At 59.4% G+C, this 17,654-nt stretch carries 15 protein-coding genes; 6 read left to right on the top strand and 9 right to left on the bottom strand.

The features are described from left to right. Window positions 1–42 precede the first annotated feature (42 nt). Window positions 43–885, bottom strand: a complete 843-nt coding sequence (gene fdhD / locus J0F90_RS15190; protein WP_033639988.1) for a formate dehydrogenase accessory sulfurtransferase FdhD — start codon at window positions 883–885, stop codon at window positions 43–45. Between the two features lie 294 nt (window positions 886–1,179). Between fdhD and umuD the strand changes: the two genes are divergently transcribed. After that, the gene (umuD, locus tag J0F90_RS15185) at window positions 1,180–1,614 is read left to right on the top strand and encodes a translesion error-prone DNA polymerase V autoproteolytic subunit (RefSeq protein ID WP_033639989.1); all 435 of its coding nucleotides are present in this window, start codon (window positions 1,180–1,182) and stop codon (window positions 1,612–1,614) included. A gap of 2 nt (window positions 1,615–1,616) precedes the next feature. Beyond that, complete coding sequence (gene umuC / locus J0F90_RS15180; protein ID WP_033639990.1) at window positions 1,617–2,933, top strand: translesion error-prone DNA polymerase V subunit UmuC; 1,317 nt, start codon at window positions 1,617–1,619, stop codon at window positions 2,931–2,933. A gap of 27 nt (window positions 2,934–2,960) precedes the next feature. Here the strand turns inward: umuC and aceE are convergent, their stop codons facing one another. Then, complete coding sequence (aceE, locus tag J0F90_RS15175) at window positions 2,961–5,636, bottom strand: pyruvate dehydrogenase (acetyl-transferring), homodimeric type (RefSeq protein WP_033639991.1); 2,676 nt, start codon at window positions 5,634–5,636, stop codon at window positions 2,961–2,963. A 154-nt stretch (window positions 5,637–5,790) separates the two neighbouring features. Here aceE and J0F90_RS15170 point away from each other — a divergent pair, with 154 nt between their 5' ends. Next, complete coding sequence (locus J0F90_RS15170; RefSeq protein ID WP_028128123.1) at window positions 5,791–6,228, top strand: MarR family winged helix-turn-helix transcriptional regulator; 438 nt, start codon at window positions 5,791–5,793, stop codon at window positions 6,226–6,228. Here J0F90_RS15170 and J0F90_RS15165 read toward each other — a convergent pair whose 3' ends face one another. Beyond that, window positions 6,229–7,308 (bottom strand): transketolase-like TK C-terminal-containing protein, encoded by a 1,080-nt coding sequence (locus tag J0F90_RS15165; RefSeq protein ID WP_033639992.1) that lies wholly within the window; start codon window positions 7,306–7,308, stop codon window positions 6,229–6,231. A gap of 491 nt (window positions 7,309–7,799) precedes the next feature. Here J0F90_RS15165 and J0F90_RS15160 point away from each other — a divergent pair, with 491 nt between their 5' ends. After that, a complete protein-coding gene (locus tag J0F90_RS15160; protein WP_227944596.1) occupies window positions 7,800–8,963 on the top strand; it encodes a colicin-like pore-forming protein in 1,164 nt (387 codons plus the stop codon). Window positions 8,964–9,015: 52 nt separating this feature from the next. On the opposite strand, the gene J0F90_RS15155 is transcribed toward J0F90_RS15160, so the two are convergent. The 4 genes from J0F90_RS15155 to J0F90_RS15140 form a co-directional block, all read right to left on the bottom strand. After that, the gene (locus tag J0F90_RS15155; RefSeq protein WP_016927234.1) at window positions 9,016–9,432 is read right to left on the bottom strand and encodes an RbsD/FucU domain-containing protein; all 417 of its coding nucleotides are present in this window, start codon (window positions 9,430–9,432) and stop codon (window positions 9,016–9,018) included. A 49-nt stretch (window positions 9,433–9,481) separates the two neighbouring features. Then, complete coding sequence (locus tag J0F90_RS15150) at window positions 9,482–10,246, bottom strand: SDR family NAD(P)-dependent oxidoreductase (protein WP_033639994.1); 765 nt, start codon at window positions 10,244–10,246, stop codon at window positions 9,482–9,484. A 21-nt stretch (window positions 10,247–10,267) separates the two neighbouring features. Beyond that, entirely contained in the window at window positions 10,268–11,503 is a 1,236-nt protein-coding gene (locus tag J0F90_RS15145) for an MFS transporter (protein WP_016927236.1), read from the bottom strand. 269 nt (window positions 11,504–11,772) lie between these two features. Next, entirely contained in the window at window positions 11,773–12,807 is a 1,035-nt protein-coding gene (locus J0F90_RS15140; RefSeq protein WP_033639995.1) for a LacI family DNA-binding transcriptional regulator, read from the bottom strand. A gap of 295 nt (window positions 12,808–13,102) precedes the next feature. On the opposite strand from J0F90_RS15140, the gene kynA reads away from it, so the two are divergent. Together kynA and sbmC are read left to right on the top strand one after the other, a co-directional pair. Beyond that, complete coding sequence (kynA, locus tag J0F90_RS15135; RefSeq protein WP_033639996.1) at window positions 13,103–13,945, top strand: tryptophan 2,3-dioxygenase; 843 nt, start codon at window positions 13,103–13,105, stop codon at window positions 13,943–13,945. Window positions 13,946–13,968: 23 nt separating this feature from the next. Continuing rightward, entirely contained in the window at window positions 13,969–14,436 is a 468-nt protein-coding gene (sbmC, locus tag J0F90_RS15130; RefSeq protein ID WP_033639997.1) for a DNA gyrase inhibitor SbmC, read from the top strand. Between the two features lie 181 nt (window positions 14,437–14,617). Here sbmC and J0F90_RS15125 read toward each other — a convergent pair whose 3' ends face one another. Continuing rightward, entirely contained in the window at window positions 14,618–14,995 is a 378-nt protein-coding gene (locus tag J0F90_RS15125) for a hypothetical protein (RefSeq protein ID WP_033639998.1), read from the bottom strand. 587 nt (window positions 14,996–15,582) lie between these two features. Further along, window positions 15,583–17,511 carry a type VI secretion system Vgr family protein gene (locus tag J0F90_RS15120; protein ID WP_033639999.1) on the bottom strand — a complete coding sequence of 643 codons (1,929 nt, stop codon included), beginning with the start codon at window positions 17,509–17,511 and terminating at the stop codon, window positions 15,583–15,585. Window positions 17,512–17,654: the final 143 nt, after the last annotated feature.

The following is a 17,654-nucleotide window of genomic DNA, read 5'->3' as shown; positions in this document are numbered from 1 at the left end:
GTGTCCTGCTATTGAGAATAGTCGATTCTTACTCCGGCGGCGTTAGGCCGCCGTTGTCGATTGCCAGAGCCGCTGCGGGTGCGTATAGACGGTGGCGCGCCCCGGCTTGCTGAAGCCCACCAGCGTCAGGTTGCTGCGCTCGGCCACCTCCACCGCCAGGCGGGTGGCGGCGGAAACGGCGAACAGGATCTCGACGCCGCACATGGCGGATTTTTGCACCATTTCATAGCTGGCGCGGCTCGACACGAGCGCCGCACCCTGCAGCCACGCCTGTTGGCTGCGGTAGCCCAGCAGCTTGTCGAGCGCCACGTGGCGGCCGACGTCTTCACATCCGCCGCTGAGCGCGCCGTCCGGCTGGATCCAGGCCGCCGCGTGGGTGCAGCCGGTCAGTTTCCCCACCGTTTGCACGTCCTGCAGCTGCGCCAACGCCCGGTCGAGCAGCGCCAAATCGAAACGTTGCGTGAAAGGCAGCGGCGCGATGGGCTGAGCAACCTCCTGCAGCTGTTCCACCCCGCAGACGCCGCAGCCGGTGCGGCCGGCCAGGCTGCGGCGCTTCTCTTTCAGCTGCATAAAGCGGCGGCTCGAGAGTTCCACATGCACTTCAATGCCGTTGCAGGCCGGTTGCTGGCGGATGTCGTAGATGTCGTCGGGGGAGGCGATGATGCCTTCGGACAGCGAAAAACCGATGGCGAAGGCCGCCAGATCTTTCGGCGTCGCCATCATCACCACGTGGGAAATGCCGTTGTACACCAGGGCGACCGGCACTTCTTCCGCCAGCCAATCCTGATGCGCCTGTGCCAGATCGTTGCGCTGCCAGACCGCGTGGCGCGACAGGCATTCCTGTTTGATATCGTCGGTTTCTGCGAGGAGTAGGTGCTTGTTCATAACGTTCTCGTGACCGTCGGTGACGAGGCGCCGACGAGGATGAATTCTTATTAGCAGGTGTGGGGATTATACAGGATTCTGATCCCGCTCGCGTAGGGAATCACGCCCTGCAGGTTATCCACAGTTTTGGTGGATAACGTGTGTGCAAGGGGCAGTGAAACACTTAGCAGGCGTAAAAAAAAATCGCTCAGAAAATTATTATATTACGCGACAAAGCGCGATCCGCAGGGGGATAGGGGGTTGCACGCGTTCGCGTTTTGTTTATGCTTTACTGTATAAATATACAGTTTGGTTATGATTATGCTGAGCAATTCAAGGTTGTATGCTTTTTCACCAGGTGAGCCCCTAACGTTACCGCTGTTTGCCGATCGCGTGGCCTGCGGTTTTCCTTCCCCGGCGCAGGACTACGTCGAAGGGCGGCTGGATATCGGCAGGCTGCTGGTGCGGCACCCCAACGCCACCTATTTCGTGCGCGCCAGCGGCGAATCGATGATCGACGGCAATATCCGGGATGGCGATTTGCTGATTGTCGACAGCGCCCTGACGCCGGAGCACGGCAATATCGTGATCGCCGCGGTGGACGGCGAATTCACCGTCAAAAAACTGCAGCGCCACCCCGATGTGCGGCTGTTGCCGATGAACCCCGCCTACGCGCCGATCGTGTTCGACGACGAAGCGCAGCTGGAGATTTTCGGCGTGGTGACCTTTATCGTCTACGCGGCGCGGTAGCCATGTTCGCCCTGGTAGACGTCAACAGTTTCTATGCTTCCTGCGAGACCATCTTTCGGCCCGACCTGCGGGGGCGACCGGTGATTGTGCTGTCCAACAACGACGGCTGCGTGATCGCCCGCAGCGCCGAGGCGAAGGCGTTGGGCGTGCCGATGGGCGCGCCTTATTTCAAAATCAAAGCGGAGATGCGCCGTCGCAACGTTGCGGTGTTCTCCTCCAACTACGCGCTGTACGCCGATATGTCCCGCCGGGTGATGGACACGCTGGAGGAGATGGCGCCGGCGGTGGAGATTTATTCGCTGGACGAAGCCTTTCTGCGGCTGGACGGCGTGGCCCACTGCGAGGCGCTGGAGCCGTTCGGCCAGCGGGTGCGCGATCGCATCCGGCGCGAGCTGCATTTGACGGTCGGGGTCGGCATTGCGCCGAGCAAAACGCTGGCCAAGCTGGCCAACTTCGCCGCCAAGAAATGGCGCGGCACCGGCGGCGTGGTGGATTTATCCGATCCGGTGCGCCAGCGTAAACTGCTGGCGTTGCTTCCGGTGGAAGAGGTGTGGGGCGTGGGGCGCCGCCTGACTCGCCAGCTGCAGGCGATGGGTATTCACACCGCGCTACAGCTGGCGGACTGCGATACCCGGCTGGCGCGTAAAACCTTCAGCGTAGTGCTGGAACGCACGATACGCGAGCTGCGCGGCGAGTCATGCCTGCAGTGGGAAGATGAGGCGGCGGCGAAAGAGCAGATCATCTGTTCCCGTTCGTTCGGCCAGCGGTTGACGCATTATCCGCACATGCGCGAGGCGATTTGCAGCTACGCCGAACGCGCCGCCGAAAAGCTGCGGCAGGAAAAGCGCTACTGCCGCAACGTCTCGGTGTTTATCAAAACCAGCCCGCATTCGGCGGGCGAAGGGTATTACAGCAATATGGGCACCGCCCGGCTGCAAACCCCGAGCAACGACAGCCGCGACATCATCGCCATGGCGGTGCGCGCGCTGGAGAGCATCTGGCAGGAGGGGCGACGTTACCTGAAGGGCGGCGTGGTGCTGGGGGATTTCAGCGCCGCCGCCATGGCGCAGATCGACCTGTTCGACGACTGCCCGCCGCGCCGCAACAGCGAACGGCTGATGGCGACTCTCGATCGCCTGAATCAGGAAGGGCGCGGGCGCGTATGGTTCGCCGGGCAGGGGATCGTCAAGCCGTGGCAAATGAAGCGCGACATGCTGTCGCCGGCCTACACCACCCGGCTGGCGGATATCCCGGTGGCGCGGCTGGGGGAGCGGGCGCCGCGCACCGCTGAATCGAAGGAAGAAAAACGCCGCGGGTGACAACCGGCGGCGTGGGTAGGCCGAGTGTTACTTCACCGTCGCCGGATCCGGCTTATCGGGGGCGATGCCATACAGTACCATGGCGCGGTTGACCTCGCTGCGGGCGATACGGCCTTCGTCAGCCAGCAGCTTCAACGCGGCGAGCGCGATGAAATGGCGGTTGACCTCGAAGAACTCACGCAGCGCCTCGCGGGTGTCCGAGCGACCAAAGCCGTCGGTGCCCAAGGCGATAAAGGTACGGTCGGGCAAGAACGGTTTGATCTGATCGCCGACGATCTTCATATAGTCCGTTACCACCACCACCGGGCCGGGATGCGCCGCCAGCAGGCTCTGAATATAAGGAACTTTCGGCGGATCTTCCGGATGCAGCAGGTTCCAGCGTTCGGCCGCCATGCCGTTGCGGCGCAGCTCGCTCAGGCTGGTGGCGCTCCAGATATCGCTGGCGACGCCAAAGTCCGCCGCCAACAGCTCCGCCGCCGCCAGCGCCTCGCGCATGATGGCGCCGCTGGCGACCAGTTGAGCGCGCGGGCTCTCTTGGTTTGCCGCTTCGTTCCGTTTGAGCAAATAGGCGCCCTGGATAATCCCGTCCTCCACGCCCGCCGGCATCGACGGCTGCGGGTAGCCCTCGTTGAGCAAGGTGATGTAGTAGTAAATATCCTCTTGTTCAACGAACATTCTGCGCATGCCGCTCTGGACGATCACCGCGAGTTCATAGGCATAGGTCGGATCGTAGGAGACGCAGCTGGGGATCACCGAAGACAGCACGTGGCTGTGGCCGTCGTCATGCTGCAAGCCTTCGCCCATCAGGGTGGTTCTGCCGGAGGTGGCGCCGAGCAGGAAACCCTTGGTGCGCGCGTCGGCCGCCGCCCAGGCGAGATCGCCCACCCGCTGCAGCCCGAACATGGAGTAGAAGATATAGAACGGGATCGTCGCGACATCGTGGTTGCTGTAGGCGGTGCCGGCGGCGATCCAGGTCGATATTGCGCCGGATTCGTTGATGCCTTCCTGCAAAATCTGGCCGTCTTTGGCCTCTTTGTAGTAGCTGAGCTGCCCGGCGTCTTGCGGGGTATACAGCTGGCCGAGCCAGGAATGGATGCCAATCTGGCGGAACAGGCCTTCCATGCCGAACGTGCGCGACTCGTCCGGCACGATGGGCACGATCAGTTTGCCGATGTTGGCGTCTTTGAGCAGCGTGCCGAGGATATTGACGAAAGCCATGGTGGTCGACATGTTGCGTTCGCCGCTGCCTTTCAGGAGGCCCTCGAAGCGCGATAGTTCCGGTATCGCCAGCGGAGCGGATTGGCCGAAGCGGGCAGGAATGTAGCCGCCCAGCGCAGTGCGCGTCGCGGTGATGTACTTCGCCGCCGCGCTGTCGGGTTCGGGCTTCAGGTAAGGGATCTCTGCCAGTTGGGCGTCGGAGATGGTCAGCCCTAAACGGTCGCGGAAGGCTTTCACCGCATCCCGGCTCATTTTTTTCAGCTGGTGGTTGATGTTCTGCCCTTCACCGGCTTCCCCCATGCCAAACCCTTTGACGGTTTTGGCCAGCACCACCGTCGGTCTGCCCGTGGTATGCACCGCCTGATGGTAGGCGGCGTACACCTTTTGCGGATCGTGGCCGCCGCGGTGCAGCGCCCAGATCTCATCGTCGCTCAGGTCGGCGACCAGCTCGAGCAATTCCGGGTACTTGCCGAAGAAATGCTCCCGCACATAGGCGCCGCTTTGCGACTTGAAGGTTTGGTAATCGCCGTCGACGCACTCCATCATGCGCTGCATCAGCAATCCGGAGCGGTCTTTTTGCAGCAGTTTGTCCCAGCCGCTGCCCCAAATTACTTTGATCACCTGCCAGCCGGCAGCTTTGAAGGTGCCTTCCAGCTCCTGAATAATCTTGCCGTTGCCGCGCACGGGGCCATCCAGCCGTTGCAGGTTGCAGTTCACGACGAAGATCAGGTTATCGAGTTTTTCTCGCCCGCCCAGCGCAATCGCCGCCAGCGATTCCGGCTGATCCATCTCGCCGTCGCCGAGAAACGCCCACACCTTTCTCCCCTGGTGCGGTTTCAGTTCGCGGTATTCCAGATAGCGCATGTAGCGCGCCTGGTAGGCGGCGGTCAGCGGCCCCAGCCCCATCGAAACGGTGGGATATTGCCAGAAATCCGGCATCAGCCGCGGGTGCGGGTAGGAGGAGAGGCCGCGGCGTGTGGATTCGCGGCGAAAGTTGTCGAGCAGTTCCTCGTCGATGCGGCCTTCGAGATAGGCGCGGCCATAAATGCCGGGGGCGGAGTGGCCCTGGATATACACCATGTCGCCGGCAAACTCATCGGTGCGCCCGCGGAAAAAGTGCGTGAATCCCACATCGTAAAGCACCGCGGCCGACTGATAGGTGGCGATATGCCCGCCGACGTTGGAATGTTTGCCGGCGCGCAGCACCATCGCCATGGCGTTCCAGCGAATAAACGCATTGATGCGCGCTTCAGCGGCCAGATCGCCGGGATACGTCGGTTGCTTATAGGCCGGGATCGTATTCACGTAGGGCGTGGTGACCAGGCTGAAGAAATCACCGTGCTTGCGCTGATCGGCCTCGGCCATTCTTTCCAACAAAAAATGCGCGCGTTCACGGCCGTCGATGTCAGTGACACCTTCAAATGCCTCAAGCCATTCAGCCGTCTCCTGTGGGTCAAGATCTGCTTTTACCGCGGGTTGGTTCATAAAGGCTCCAAATGTACTTACCTGATAAGGCGCTGAGCGATACAGGGATTTAGTGAGTTGCAAGTGCAAGAGTTGCAAATGCAACAATAGCGAAAGCCACTCTATCCCTTTACAATTGCAATTGCAACTCACCGGTTTTGACGAGAAAAATGACATGACAGATAAACAACCCGACCTGTGGTTCTCCTTTGTGCGCGCGCATCGGGCGATGATCAGAAAGATAGAGGCGAAGTTGTCGGAAGCGGGGCTGCCGGTTTACGCCTGGTATGACGTGTTATGGGGATTGGAAAGCGGGGAAAACGGCACACGCCGTATGCATGAGCTGGCGGACGTGTTGGTGATTGAGCGTTACAACCTGACCCGCCTGATGGATCGCCTGGAAAAAGAGCGGCTGGTCACGCGTTTTCGATCGGATGACGATCGCCGGGCCTCCTTCGCGACTATCACCGAGGAAGGCAAGGCCCTGCGGAAAAAGATGTGGGAGATCTACCGTTCGGTGGTCAACACTCACTTTCTCAACCAGTTCAGCGAAGAAGAGATCGCACGCTTCTCCGACGCGTTGAACAATGCGATGCAGCTGGCCAGAGAATGATCAGGCATCGGGCGTGATGTGCAGAACGCGCAGCGCATCGGCGATCAGCGCCGAAGGGATTTTCTGCTCGTCGGCCAGCAGTTTGAGGGCGCAGAGCGCAATCCATTCCGCCTGCGGGTAGTGGATTTCGCCGCGCACCCGTGAATCTGAGCCCACCGCGGCAAAGCGTGCGGGAATGAATCGCTTGAGCTGATTGGCAATCAGGTGCGAGTAGTCGGTGACGGCGACGACGGGGGCATTCCCGGCACCCAGGCACGTTTTCAGATGGCATTCGCCGCCGGTGTCCTGGCGCTGCATGTCGGCGAGTTCGGCGTCCTGCGCCAACCGCGTGTAGCTGGGGCAGCTCCAGATTTCAGACGCAATCCCCCAGTTTTTCAACACCTCGGCCGCTTGCTGAACGCGGGCGAGCGCACGGCCGGCGCCGCACAGACGAACCTGCAACGGCGAGTCCGCCGCGGCGGCGACGCGATACATTCCCCTGAACGCCTGTTCTGCGACAAACGGCTCCCCTGAAGAGAGGGGGCCATTGTCTGCGTTGGTCGCGAGATACACCATCTTCCTCGTTCCCTCCAGATAGAGCGCGCGCAGGGCGTGATGGAGTATCGCGCCGGTTTCTCTGGCATTGGCCGGATCGAAAGGCAACCAGCCCGGCATGGCCGTGAGCTGAAGCGGGAACCAGGCCTGAACGCCTTTCGGCAAATCGGCACTGCCGGTATCTGCATCGCTGATGAAAATCCCCTTGCGATTGGTTTCCGGCTCAAGCCCGCGGAGCATGTCCACCGAGGGCGTGTTGACGAAGTAAAACAACGGCTTCTCATAACGCTCCGATTGATGGCCAAACCAGAGCGGCCAGGCGGTGGCGTAGCGGGAACTCGGCGGCTCGGCGCGCCTTCTGCCGTCGATAAGCCAGATGTCGCCGCTGGCGTTGAGTTCGCCCAGCGTTTGCGCCGTCCAGGCGCTGGAGGAAGGGCGCGAAGCGCCGGCTTTTTGGCAGACGGAGGTCATCTTGCGGATACAGGTTTCGGCCAGGGTTCTGGTCCTGGCCGAGGCGGCGGGCAGTGTTATACGTTGAGACGACATGCGGAGCATTCCCTTTAAGTTGCAAGTGCGATGATTGTAATTGCAATTCATTGCGTGTGCCAATGACTTCTGAACAAGTCGCAGCCATCCAGGCGTGACCCGCGGCGATATATTCAGGTTCTGCAGACGCGATCCTATTTGTTTCACCGACCAGACAGCCGCCATCCGTTGTCCTTATTTCTGCGGTTTTTTATAAATAACGGGCAGCTAAAAACGGTTTGCCGATAGGGATAATGCGCGTGTCAATCCGCGTTAAACGAGAATATCGGCATCTTAAAAATAAAACGAAATAAGGATGAAAGCATATGCCTGGATTTAATTATGGCGGTAAAGGAGATGGGACTAACTGGAGTTCTGAACGCGGTACGGGCTCTGAGCCGGGGGGCGGCGATAAAGGCCATTCCGGCGATCGCGATCGCGGCGGCGCCGGCGTTGGCAACAGCCCGGAACAGCAACAGATAGCGGCGATCCAAAACGATCCGGCGCTGCGCATGAAGCTGGAGGCGGTGATTAAGGCGGCGCGCAGAATTAACCCGGATGCGAAATTGCATATTGAAAGCGTCAGCCCATCCGGCACGCTGAGCCTTTCCGCCACCGGTTTGACGGCCGATCAGGCGAAGCACATTGGCCTGGGAGGGCTGGTGATGGGGGTCAACGCCAAGGGGGTGACAGTGGCGATCGGGGATATCGAAACCGGCCATGCGCGCAAGCCCTCACCCCCTGGCAAAGGCGGGAACAATGGCCTGAATGCCGGGCAGATCGGCGCCTCTTCGTTAGGCAGTTTCGTGACAGACTCGCATCGCGATCGGCCCGTCAGCGGCTGGCATGGCAACGGCAAAACCGGCGAATTCTCGACGACCCGCACGACCGGGAGTTACTACGGTTTTCATCATTTAAAGGTGGAAAAGCAAGACGGAGTGGCGACCTACAACCTCTACTATAAGGCCAATAAGAACCGGCCCGCGTTTATCGCCGTGGTGAGAGGGGATAACCTGAATGCCATGGAGGTGAAATATGCCAACGGCAAGCCGGTAAAATCGCCCGGCTCGGTAAAAACGATCGTTAAGGAATTCGTCGAATATCAAAATGCGGAATTAAAAGCCATCAAGGATGGCGTCAGCCTGGCCGCAGGTATCAATAAAGATATCGCGGAAAAGATCGGCGCGAAATACGCTAAACTCGCCAAAGATTTGGAGGCGGGAATTCAAGGAAAATATATCCGCAACGTGCAAGATGCGGAGAAAACCTACGAGCAATTGACGAAGGGCCTGAACAAAAAGCTCAAGGCTCAGGACAAAGCGGCGATTGTCGCCTGGCTGAAAATGATCGATGCGGAACAGTATGCCCGCAATGCGCGGGTATTGGGCAAGGTCTTCACCGGGGTGGACTGGGCGATCAAGGGCGCGGATCTGGTAAACGCCGCGATTGAAGGTTTCTCAACCGGCAACTGGAAAGCGTTCCGCAACCAGCTCGAAGCGCTCGGGTTGTCGATCGGCGCAGGGTATACGCTTTCCGCTATCGCCGCGTTTTTCGCGCCGACGCTGGTGTCGTCGACGGTGGGCATTTTCGCCTTCGCTTACCTGTTTGGCTGGGCCACCAGCTATATCGATGCGGAACGTGCGGGGGAGCTGGAGAAGTGGGTCGCTGACCTGTAACGGCATGAGGGGGCTGGCCCCCTCATTTTACCCCTCACACCCTCTACCTCTTTCACACCACCGGCGCCACCGTCAGCAGCAGGTTGGCGAAACGGCGTTGTTCGCCGGAGGCGATCACCAGCAGCGTCCGATCCGATTTAACCGCGGCGTAAAACGCCTCGCGCGGCAGGTATTCGATCGGGCAATGCTCTGGCAGCAGCTGCCGGTATTCGGCTTCGATGGTGTTGGTGAAGTCCGGCGGGCAGGCCATCAGCGCCGCGCTTTCCACGTTGATGCAGGCCAGCAGTTTTTCCAGGATCGGCGGGGCGGCGAGCGTGCCGGGCGCCAGGTTCAGATAGACCACGGTGGCGTCTTTCGGCGCGTGGGTCACGCAGGCGTAGTTGCCGTCGGCGATCAATACCTGGGTTTTATGCCCGCATTGCGCCAGCGCGGCAAGCAGCGGCGGGTGAGTGATGGCGGATTTGATCATAAAGCGATTCCTGAATGGGCGGGCGGCAAGCGCGCCGCCCGCAGCTGAATTACATGCGGTAGATGCCGCCGTTGATGTCGAGAGTCGCGCCGGAGATGAAGCCGTCGTATTCCGCCGCCAGGAAGGCGATGGCGCGCGCCACGTCGTCCGGTGCGCCTGCGCGGCCCAGCGGGATGGCGCGAACGGTTTCCTCCGCCGATGCCTGGGTGGTGTGGCGATTGTGGAAACGGGTGCCGAGGATCAGGCCGGGCGCGACCGCATTCACCCGAATGCCGTGCTCGCCCAGCTCCGCCGCCAGCGAGCGCGTCCAGGTGAGTACCGCGCCCTTGGTGGCGGAATAGACCAGCGAGCCGGAGTGCCCGCCGGCGCGGCCCGCCTGTGAGGCCAGGTTAACGATGGTGGCGCCGTCCGGCGCCGCTTTCAGATGCGGCAGCGCGCTCTGGGTGACGTTCAGCATGGTGGTCATGTTCACGTCGATCACGGTTTGCCAGAAGGCGCGGTCGATCTCGCCCAGCCATTTGCGCCCGACGATGCCGCCGACGTTATTGATCAGGATATCGATGCCGCCGAGAAACTCGGCGCCGGCCGAGACGCAGCGCTGCGTTTCGTCGGTATCGATGAGATCGGCGTAGCCGTAAGCGGCCTTTTGCCCCAATGAATGGGCCAGCGCCACCAGCGCTTTGGGGCCGCTTTCGTCGCTGTGATAGTGAAAATAGATGTCGCAACCGGCCTTGATCAGCCGCTCCGCGGTGGCGCGGCCGATGCCCTGTTCCGCCCCGGTGATAAAGACCTTTTTGCCCGCAAGATCGCCCATGATTGACTCCTTATTGGTTCGTTAAGAATTGATGACGCCTTCACGCTGTTTGGCGCAGTAGAAAATGCAGATCAGCCCGGTGGCCAGCAGGCACGAGGCCAGGAAAAACAGCCCCGGCGCGCTGCTGCCGGTCAGATCGTTCAGCACGCCCACCGCATAGGGGGCGACGAAACCGCCGATATTGCCGATGCAGCTGACCACCGCCAGCCCGGCGGCCGCGGCCGCGCCGGTGGAGATATTGGCGGGCATGGATAAAAACGGCGGCACGGCGGTGTAGATGCCGATGGCGGCGATGCACAGGAACGACAGCGCAACGAGCGGGTCGTATTTAAAAAACGTCACCGCCCCCATCAGGCCGATGGCGGCGACCACCATGCTGAGGCCGGCAAACACGCCGAGTTTTTTGGTTTTGCTGGCCCACAGGCTCCACGGATACACCAACAGCGCGGCCAGGCCGTAGGGAATGAGCGCCAGCAGGCTGACGCGGAAGATATCGCCGCCGGAGAGGGCGCTGATGATCGACGGCAGCCAGGTGCCGAAGCCGTAAATGCCGCACACCATGCCGAAGTTGAGCAGCGCGTAGAGCAGGTATTTCTTGTTTTTAATCCCTTTCAGGAAGTCGGCCAGCGTGATTTTAGAGCCGGATTTGGAGCGGCCGGCGTTGCTCATCAGCCAGGCTTTTTCCTCCACGTTCAGATAGCCGACATCCTTGGGCGAGTTCTTGATCAGGAACGGGATCAGCAGGCCGATGACGATCGGCGGCAGCCCTTCGAGGATAAACAGCAGCTGCCAGGGGGCGAAGCCGAACCAGTCATGCTGAATATTGAGAATAAAGCCGGAAATCGGCGAGCCGACCGCGTTGGACAGCGGCTGGACGATGATGAACATGCCGAGAATTTTGGTGCGGTACTTTTCCGGGAAGAAGACCGTGAAGTAATACACCACCGAGGGAAAGAAACCGGCTTCGCACACGCCCAGCATAAAACGGCAAATATACAGCTCCAGCGGCGTGCGCACAAAACCGAGCAGGGTCGCGAAGATGCCCCAGGAAATTAATATTCTGGCGAACCAGATGCGCGGGCCGAATTTAATGGTGCCGGCGTTGCTGGGTATTTCAAACAGGAAATAGCCGATAAAGAAAATTCCGGAGGCGAAGCCGAAAGCCGAGGCGGTCAATCCCAAATTATCTTCCAGCGCTTTGGCGGCGTAGGCCATATTGTTGCGGTCGAGAAAGGCCAGGAAATACAACAAAATCATGAGGGGCACAATATGCAGCGTCAATTTCCTGATGGCGCTGCGTTCAATATCCTTTGGCATTGTTTTTTTCATCATGGTTTTTCCCATGTGGTTAATCGGAATAATAGCGTCCCTGCCCAAAGCCATGAGCGGAGAGCTGAATAACGACGTTGCGTGCATAAAGCGTCGCGCCGTTTATTTATTGCGACGACGCTGTTTTTTCTGATTTTGGCTGCGGCGAGCCGGACGATGCTATCTGCGCATCGTCTGGGTAAGCCGTTTTTACCGTATTAACCGGCGGCTTTGACCGAGCGCCGGCTGATGACCGTCGGCGGGAAGAGAAACTCGCCGGGCGGTTGTGAATCATTGTTGATGCGGCCGATCAGGCGTTCGACCATCAGCTGCGCCATCTCCGCCAGCGGCGGGCCAATCGACGTCAACCCCGGTTCGGCCAGGCCGGCCAGCGCGATATTGTCGATGCCGATCACCGAGATGTCTGCGGGCACCTGGACGCCGGCGGCGCGCAGCCCCACCATCAGCCCGATGCCCAGCGCATCGTTAATCGCCACGATGCCGTCCGGGCGCGGCGCCAACGCGAGAACGCGCGGCGCCAGCGTCAGCCCCAATTCGAACATTTCCGTGTCGCCGTAGGCGCTGGTGGCTTTGCCTTCGATCACCCGTTGGCGTTCGCTTAGGCTGTGCCCCAGCGCGCTCAGAAAACCGTCGATCTTGTGGCTGCGCCCGACGGTCAGCGTCGCTTCGGTGGCGAACACGATGTGTCGGCAGCCGCGCTCGAGCAGGTGCTGCGCGGCCAGGCGCCCGGCGGCGATATTGTCCATCGACACGCTGTCGAACAGTCGGGTATCGGTGGCCATCGGCTCGGCGAACGGGCTGTCGTAGCTGACAATCTTCATGCCTCGCTCGGCGGCCCGAACAAAATGAGTCTGGCGAATGTCGCTCGCCGCTACGATGATGCCGCGCACGCCGTGCAGGAACATATCGTCGATAAACGCGGCTTCTTCCTGTTCCTGGCGGTAGGCGTTGCCGAGCAAGACGCGGTAACGGTGAGTCCGCGCCGCGCCGTCGACCGCATGCGCCAGCGCCGAAAAGCTCGGGTTGACGATCGACGGCAGCAGCAGGCCGATGATCTTCGCCTGCGGCGCGGGCGCCGCCGCTCGGGCCGGCCGGTATCCCAGGGTTTCCATCGCCCGTTCGATGCGCTCACGGGTCTGCGCGCTCATCTGGTGGCTGCGATTGTTCAGCAGGTTCGACACGCTGCTGATGGACACGCCGGCCAACCGCGCCACATCACGAATATTTGCCATTTGCCGATACCTTGCTGCCTGCCGTTAGCCTGCAATCTATAAGGGAAGCCGGCCGCAGGCAAGCCGCAACCGGGGCGCCGCACGCATGGGATTGCGCATTTGTGAGAGTCGTCAGGCGGCAGCCGTGTTGTTTACTAAACAACAAAGGAGCAGGGGGCATGTGTTAACGCAGATGAGTGAGATCTGCGAAGCACCTCTCGTTTATCGTCCTTCGGGGCGGCGGGTTCTGTACTATTGTTTTCTCTTTGCGGCACATTCCAGGCCGATGGGGCGCTGGGCGCAACGGAGATCACAGATGAACAAACGGGACTTAGAAAGCGCGATTGTCACCGATTTTTCCAAACGCATGAGCTATGGCGACTACCTGTGCCTGGACTCGCTGCTGGACTGCCAGCACCCGCTCTCCAACCCGCCGCATCATGACGAAATGCTGTTCGTGATACAGCACCAAACCTCCGAACTGTGGATGAAGCTGATGCTGCACGAGCTGCAGGCGGCGTTGCGGCTGGTGCAGCAGGACAAACTCAGCCACTGTTTCAAAATCCTCGCGCGCGTCAAACAGATCCAGCGGCTGCTGTTCGAGCAGTGGGCGGTGCTGGAAACGCTGACGCCGTCGGAGTACGTCGAGTTTCGCGACGTGCTGGGCAGCTCATCGGGCTTCCAGTCGCACCAATACCGGTCGATCGAGTTTCTGCTCGGTAACAAGAATGCGGCGATGCTGGCGGTGTTCAGCAACGACGCGGAAAAGCACGCCGCGCTGAAGGCGATCCTCGAAGCGCCGAGCCTGTACGACGAATACTTGCTGTACCTGGCGCGCCACGGCCTGCCGATCCCGCAGGAGTGCCTCGAGCGCGACTGGACGCAGCCCTACCAGCGCAATCCGGATCTGCTGCCGGCGTTTAAAGTGATCTACGACAACCCGCAGACCTACTGGGAAGCCTATGAAATGGCGGAGAAGCTGGTGGATATCGAAGAGAGTTTTCACCTGTGGCGTTTCCGCCATATGAAAACGGTGGAGCGGATCATCGGCTTTAAGTCGGGCACCGGCGGTTCCAGCGGCGTCAGCTTCCTGAAAAAGGCGTTGGATCTGACCTTTTTCCCCGAGCTGCTGGATGTGCGCACCGAAATCGGCGCCTGAGATAATGAGAGAGGATAAGGGCGATGAGCCTGAGGATTATCGATAAGGCGGCGGAGAAGGTGGTGGGGGTAAGAGTGGTGGGGCCGTATCCGCAGACCATCCCGCAGGGCTCGCAGCAACTGCTGGCATGGCGGCAGCGCCACGGCGTGCCGTTTGGCAAATGGCTGGTGCTGTATTGGGACGATCCGGCGGAAGTGGCGCCGGAAAAGCTGCGCGCCGACGTGGTGATGAGTGTGGCGGACGATTTCGCGCTGCCGGCGGGCAGCGAGGGCGTCACCGTGCAGACGCTGCCCGCCGGGCAGTACGCGGTCTACCACGTGCGCATCAGCGATGGCGATTTCGAGCGGGTGTGGGGCGAGTTCTATCAGAAGCTGCTGCCGGCCAGCGGCTACCAGCCGGTTGAGGGGGGGAGCTACGAACACTATCTCAACGACTGCGAGGCCGACGGCTATTTCGACCTCGAGATTTACCAGACGGTGAAGAAGTGGTGAAGGGGCTAACGGCGCGATAGCGTATCAAAAGGCTCTTTGGGAGCCTTTTGATGGGGTATTTAAAGACTCATTTAAAAGCGGAAAAGTCATAAGAATAATTATTCCATATCTATATCATGGAATGTATGTTTAAGGTTTTTTATAAAATCTATTGTTTGCAGTAAGCGAACTTAATAGAATGCTAGTGAAAAATGAAACCCAGCAACTTTATCTTATATCTTGCTGGTTGTGATTCACCCGTCGCCGTGATTATTGTTATTCTTTTTTTGTGCATGTCCGACTCTACTGGTTGAACATAGATATCCAGATTTTCATTTTTATATGAAGGTATTGGGTCATATGGGTAATCTATGACTTTTATTCCGCTTATTTTTTCTGCGATCGCCTTCCTGATGTTTTCATCTATATCCCATATGGGTATCGCAGAGCTGTTATCATAAAGTACTTTTTCGTTAGAGTTAGGGATGGATACTTCTTTTTTAAATAAGTGAAACTGCTCTTCGTTACCATCAAACAGTTGCCTGTTTGATGGGATAATGACAATTTTCTCTTTGTTCATAATATTTAAATAGATCTAGTGAATAAATGATTCATGCCTTTATTGATTGTTAGTGTGCGAAGTGAAGATGTAATTATTTGCGATATTCGAGGGGGGGTGAAAAATCACACACACTCTGCATTATGGAATGAGTGTGTGAATTTTTATATAATAATGTGGATGAGTTCCCTCTTTTTTAATAAATTATGTTATTCCTTTTGCAATATTTTCGCCATTCATCCTCAGTGTGAAATGCACTGCGATAGTTGCACACTATTGTTCCCGTTAAATTATGTGGGTCATAAGCAGCGTCAATATGCCCCCATGAACCACTAACTGGAAGTTGTATATGAGTTTTCTCATAAAACAATGTTCGAAGATTTTTGGTAATAGCACCTTCTACTTTTTTTGTATTCCCATCATGAGTTTTTCAGGCGCAAAACGCCAACTGCAAAGCACTGCATCTGTAATGAAGGCCTCGGAGAAGTCGGCAATTATATATATATCGCCGGTTTTTTCTTTTTTTGTACTGATCCTGGAAAAGGTAATCCATGGATGTCTTTGCAAGTCATCAGGGGGAAAGGGCGCGGCGCAGGGCCGCGTCGGCATCAGGATTTCGGGAACAGCTGATCGACGGCGCTTTGGATCGCCGCCTGATGGCCGCCGCCCGGTGCAGCGGTGCGTGCGGCGCCGCCGGGCTGGTTGAGATCCAGTTGGCCGCCGGTATTGATCTCCCCGTCCTCTTTCACCGTGATATTGAAGCTGGTGCCGGTGATGTTGATTTGGCCGTTCGCCAGTAGCTCGATCACGCTTTCGCCGCACTCCAGCCGCAGCGATTCGCCGGAGCCGAGGGTAAAGGCGTTGACTGCGGCGTCGCTGCGCGTTTTGCCGGTCAGCGCGGAGGCGTCGCCTTTGACGCCGGTGGCCTGATTGAGCACCACCCGTTTGATCTGGTTGCCGCCCACCAGGTGGGTGTGGTCATTATCGATGGTGTGGCTCTCATCGTTTTTCACCTGGGTGTCCATGTTGCGTTCCGCCTGGATCCACACCTGTTCGGCGCCGGCCTTGTCTTCGAAACGCAGGGCGTTGGCGTTGTCGGCTGTGCCGTCTTTGGTGCGGCTCATAAAGCCCATCTGGGTGGCGGCGGCCGGCAGCGCCCACGGCGGCATGCTGGCTTCGTTATAGACGCGCCCGGTGACGATCGGTCGATCCGGATCGCCGTTGATAAAGTCCACCACCACTTCGTCGTTGACGCGTGGGATCTGCACGCCGCCATAGCCCTGGCCGGCCCAGGCGCTGGAGACGCGCACCCAGCAGGAGCTGCCGTCGTCTTTTGGCCCGAAGCGATCCCAGTGGAATTTCACCTTGATGCGGCCGTATTTGTCGGTCCAAATCGATTCGCCGGCCGGGCCGACCACCCGTGCGGTCTGCGGCCCGTGGGTTTTCGGCCAGGTGGCCTGCTGCGGCGGGTGCCAGGGCACGTCCGCCGGCAGCACGGTGAAGTCAATGCGGTGTTCACTGCTCTGATCGTCGCCGCTGGCGTAGCGGTTCTCTTTCAGATGGTAGTTGGCCTGCAGCGTCAGGTACTCGCGGTTGTCGTCGGCGTGCGGGGCGTTATACAACGTAAAGGTGCTGCCGGGAGCGATGCCCAACGCGGTGGCGGTACCGCGGATCTGCTGATGCTCGGCCTGCCAGGCCTCCTGGCGCACGCGGGCGTAGAACTCCCCCTGCTGATGCTCGGTGTAGCGGCCTGGCCAGTCGTAAACGTCGATCTGCCCCGGCGTCGGCGAGACCGGATTTTGCCGCGCCTGGAACAGCCAGGCGTTTGGTTTGCGAAAATCGTAGTCGTCCAGGCTGTAGATGCCCGGCGTGACGCGATCGGACAACGTCCACTGGCTGATGCCTTCCTCGCTGGTGCTGCCGCCGGACGGCGTCAGGTGGTAGGGGATCATCTCGTAGCCGGGATAGGGCTGGTGATGGTGGGGGGCGTCCCCGAGCACCAGCGTGTGTTTGCCCATTTCGTGTTTGAAATAGTAATAGATGCCCTCCTGCTCCATCAGGCGGCTGATGAAGTTGAAGCTGCTTTCGTTGTACTGCACGCAGTAGCCCCACAGGCGATAGTCGCCGGTCAGCTGATCTTCCAGCTGCACGTTGTGCTCCGCCAGCAGGGTCTTGACGATCTGCGGCACCGTCTGTTCCTGGAAGATGCGGAAGTTGCGGTCTTTGGTCATCGGCCACAGATCCGGCTGCACGTGCAGGTTATACACCGCGTAGCGCGTGCCGCCGATCTCTTCGCTGCTGACGGCGATGGCGGTGATCTTGCCGTTCAGGTAGCGCGGGGCGCTGAGAAAGCCCTGGGTCGGGATCTCCAGCGTCAGCGGTTGGCCGAGCAGCGCTTTGCGATCGAGCCGCGCATCGGTGCTCAGCAATTCAATAGAGAAGTCGAAAGGAGTGGAAAGCGCTTCGATGCCGTCCAGCGAGCGGAACAGCAGTTGCTCCTGGCCCAGCGGCGTGTGCGCAATAATGCGATCCAACATGAGAACGTCCTCTGTGATTGACGTCATGCCCTGCATACTCCGGCGTTGCAGCGGCTTTGTGCCGTGCGGCCAATGAGGATGGGCAGTGGTGCGCCAGTCTCATGAAATAGGGAAAACCCCGCCGCGGCGGCGTTTCAGAACGG

The sequence above is a fragment of the Serratia marcescens subsp. marcescens ATCC 13880 genome (genome assembly GCF_017299535.1).
GTDB lineage: Bacteria > Pseudomonadota > Gammaproteobacteria > Enterobacterales > Enterobacteriaceae > Serratia > Serratia marcescens.
The sequence above is the reverse complement of the archived record's forward strand: the minus strand, read 5'-3'. Positions and strand labels throughout refer to the sequence as shown.

Coding starts and splice junctions, on each gene's coding strand:
- fdhD (WP_033639988.1), bottom strand. CDS start 885: ATGAACAAGCACCTACTCCTCGCAGAAACCGACGATATCAAACAGGAA.
- umuC (WP_033639990.1), top strand. CDS start 1,617: ATGTTCGCCCTGGTAGACGTCAACAGTTTCTATGCTTCCTGCGAGACC.
- J0F90_RS15170 (WP_028128123.1), top strand. CDS start 5,791: ATGACAGATAAACAACCCGACCTGTGGTTCTCCTTTGTGCGCGCGCAT.
- J0F90_RS15160 (WP_227944596.1), top strand. CDS start 7,800: ATGAAGCTGGAGGCGGTGATTAAGGCGGCGCGCAGAATTAACCCGGAT.
- kynA (WP_033639996.1), top strand. CDS start 13,103: ATGAACAAACGGGACTTAGAAAGCGCGATTGTCACCGATTTTTCCAAA.
- J0F90_RS15150 (WP_033639994.1), bottom strand. CDS start 10,246: ATGGGCGATCTTGCGGGCAAAAAGGTCTTTATCACCGGGGCGGAACAG.
- J0F90_RS15155 (WP_016927234.1), bottom strand. CDS start 9,432: ATGATCAAATCCGCCATCACTCACCCGCCGCTGCTTGCCGCGCTGGCG.
- J0F90_RS15145 (WP_016927236.1), bottom strand. CDS start 11,503: ATGATTTTGTTGTATTTCCTGGCCTTTCTCGACCGCAACAATATGGCC.
- J0F90_RS15120 (WP_033639999.1), bottom strand. CDS start 17,511: ATGTTGGATCGCATTATTGCGCACACGCCGCTGGGCCAGGAGCAACTG.
- sbmC (WP_033639997.1), top strand. CDS start 13,969: ATGAGCCTGAGGATTATCGATAAGGCGGCGGAGAAGGTGGTGGGGGTA.
- J0F90_RS15140 (WP_033639995.1), bottom strand. CDS start 12,807: ATGGCAAATATTCGTGATGTGGCGCGGTTGGCCGGCGTGTCCATCAGC.
- umuD (WP_033639989.1), top strand. CDS start 1,180: ATGATTATGCTGAGCAATTCAAGGTTGTATGCTTTTTCACCAGGTGAG.
- J0F90_RS15125 (WP_033639998.1), bottom strand. CDS start 14,995: ATGAACAAAGAGAAAATTGTCATTATCCCATCAAACAGGCAACTGTTT.
- J0F90_RS15165 (WP_033639992.1), bottom strand. CDS start 7,308: ATGTCGTCTCAACGTATAACACTGCCCGCCGCCTCGGCCAGGACCAGA.
- aceE (WP_033639991.1), bottom strand. CDS start 5,636: ATGAACCAACCCGCGGTAAAAGCAGATCTTGACCCACAGGAGACGGCT.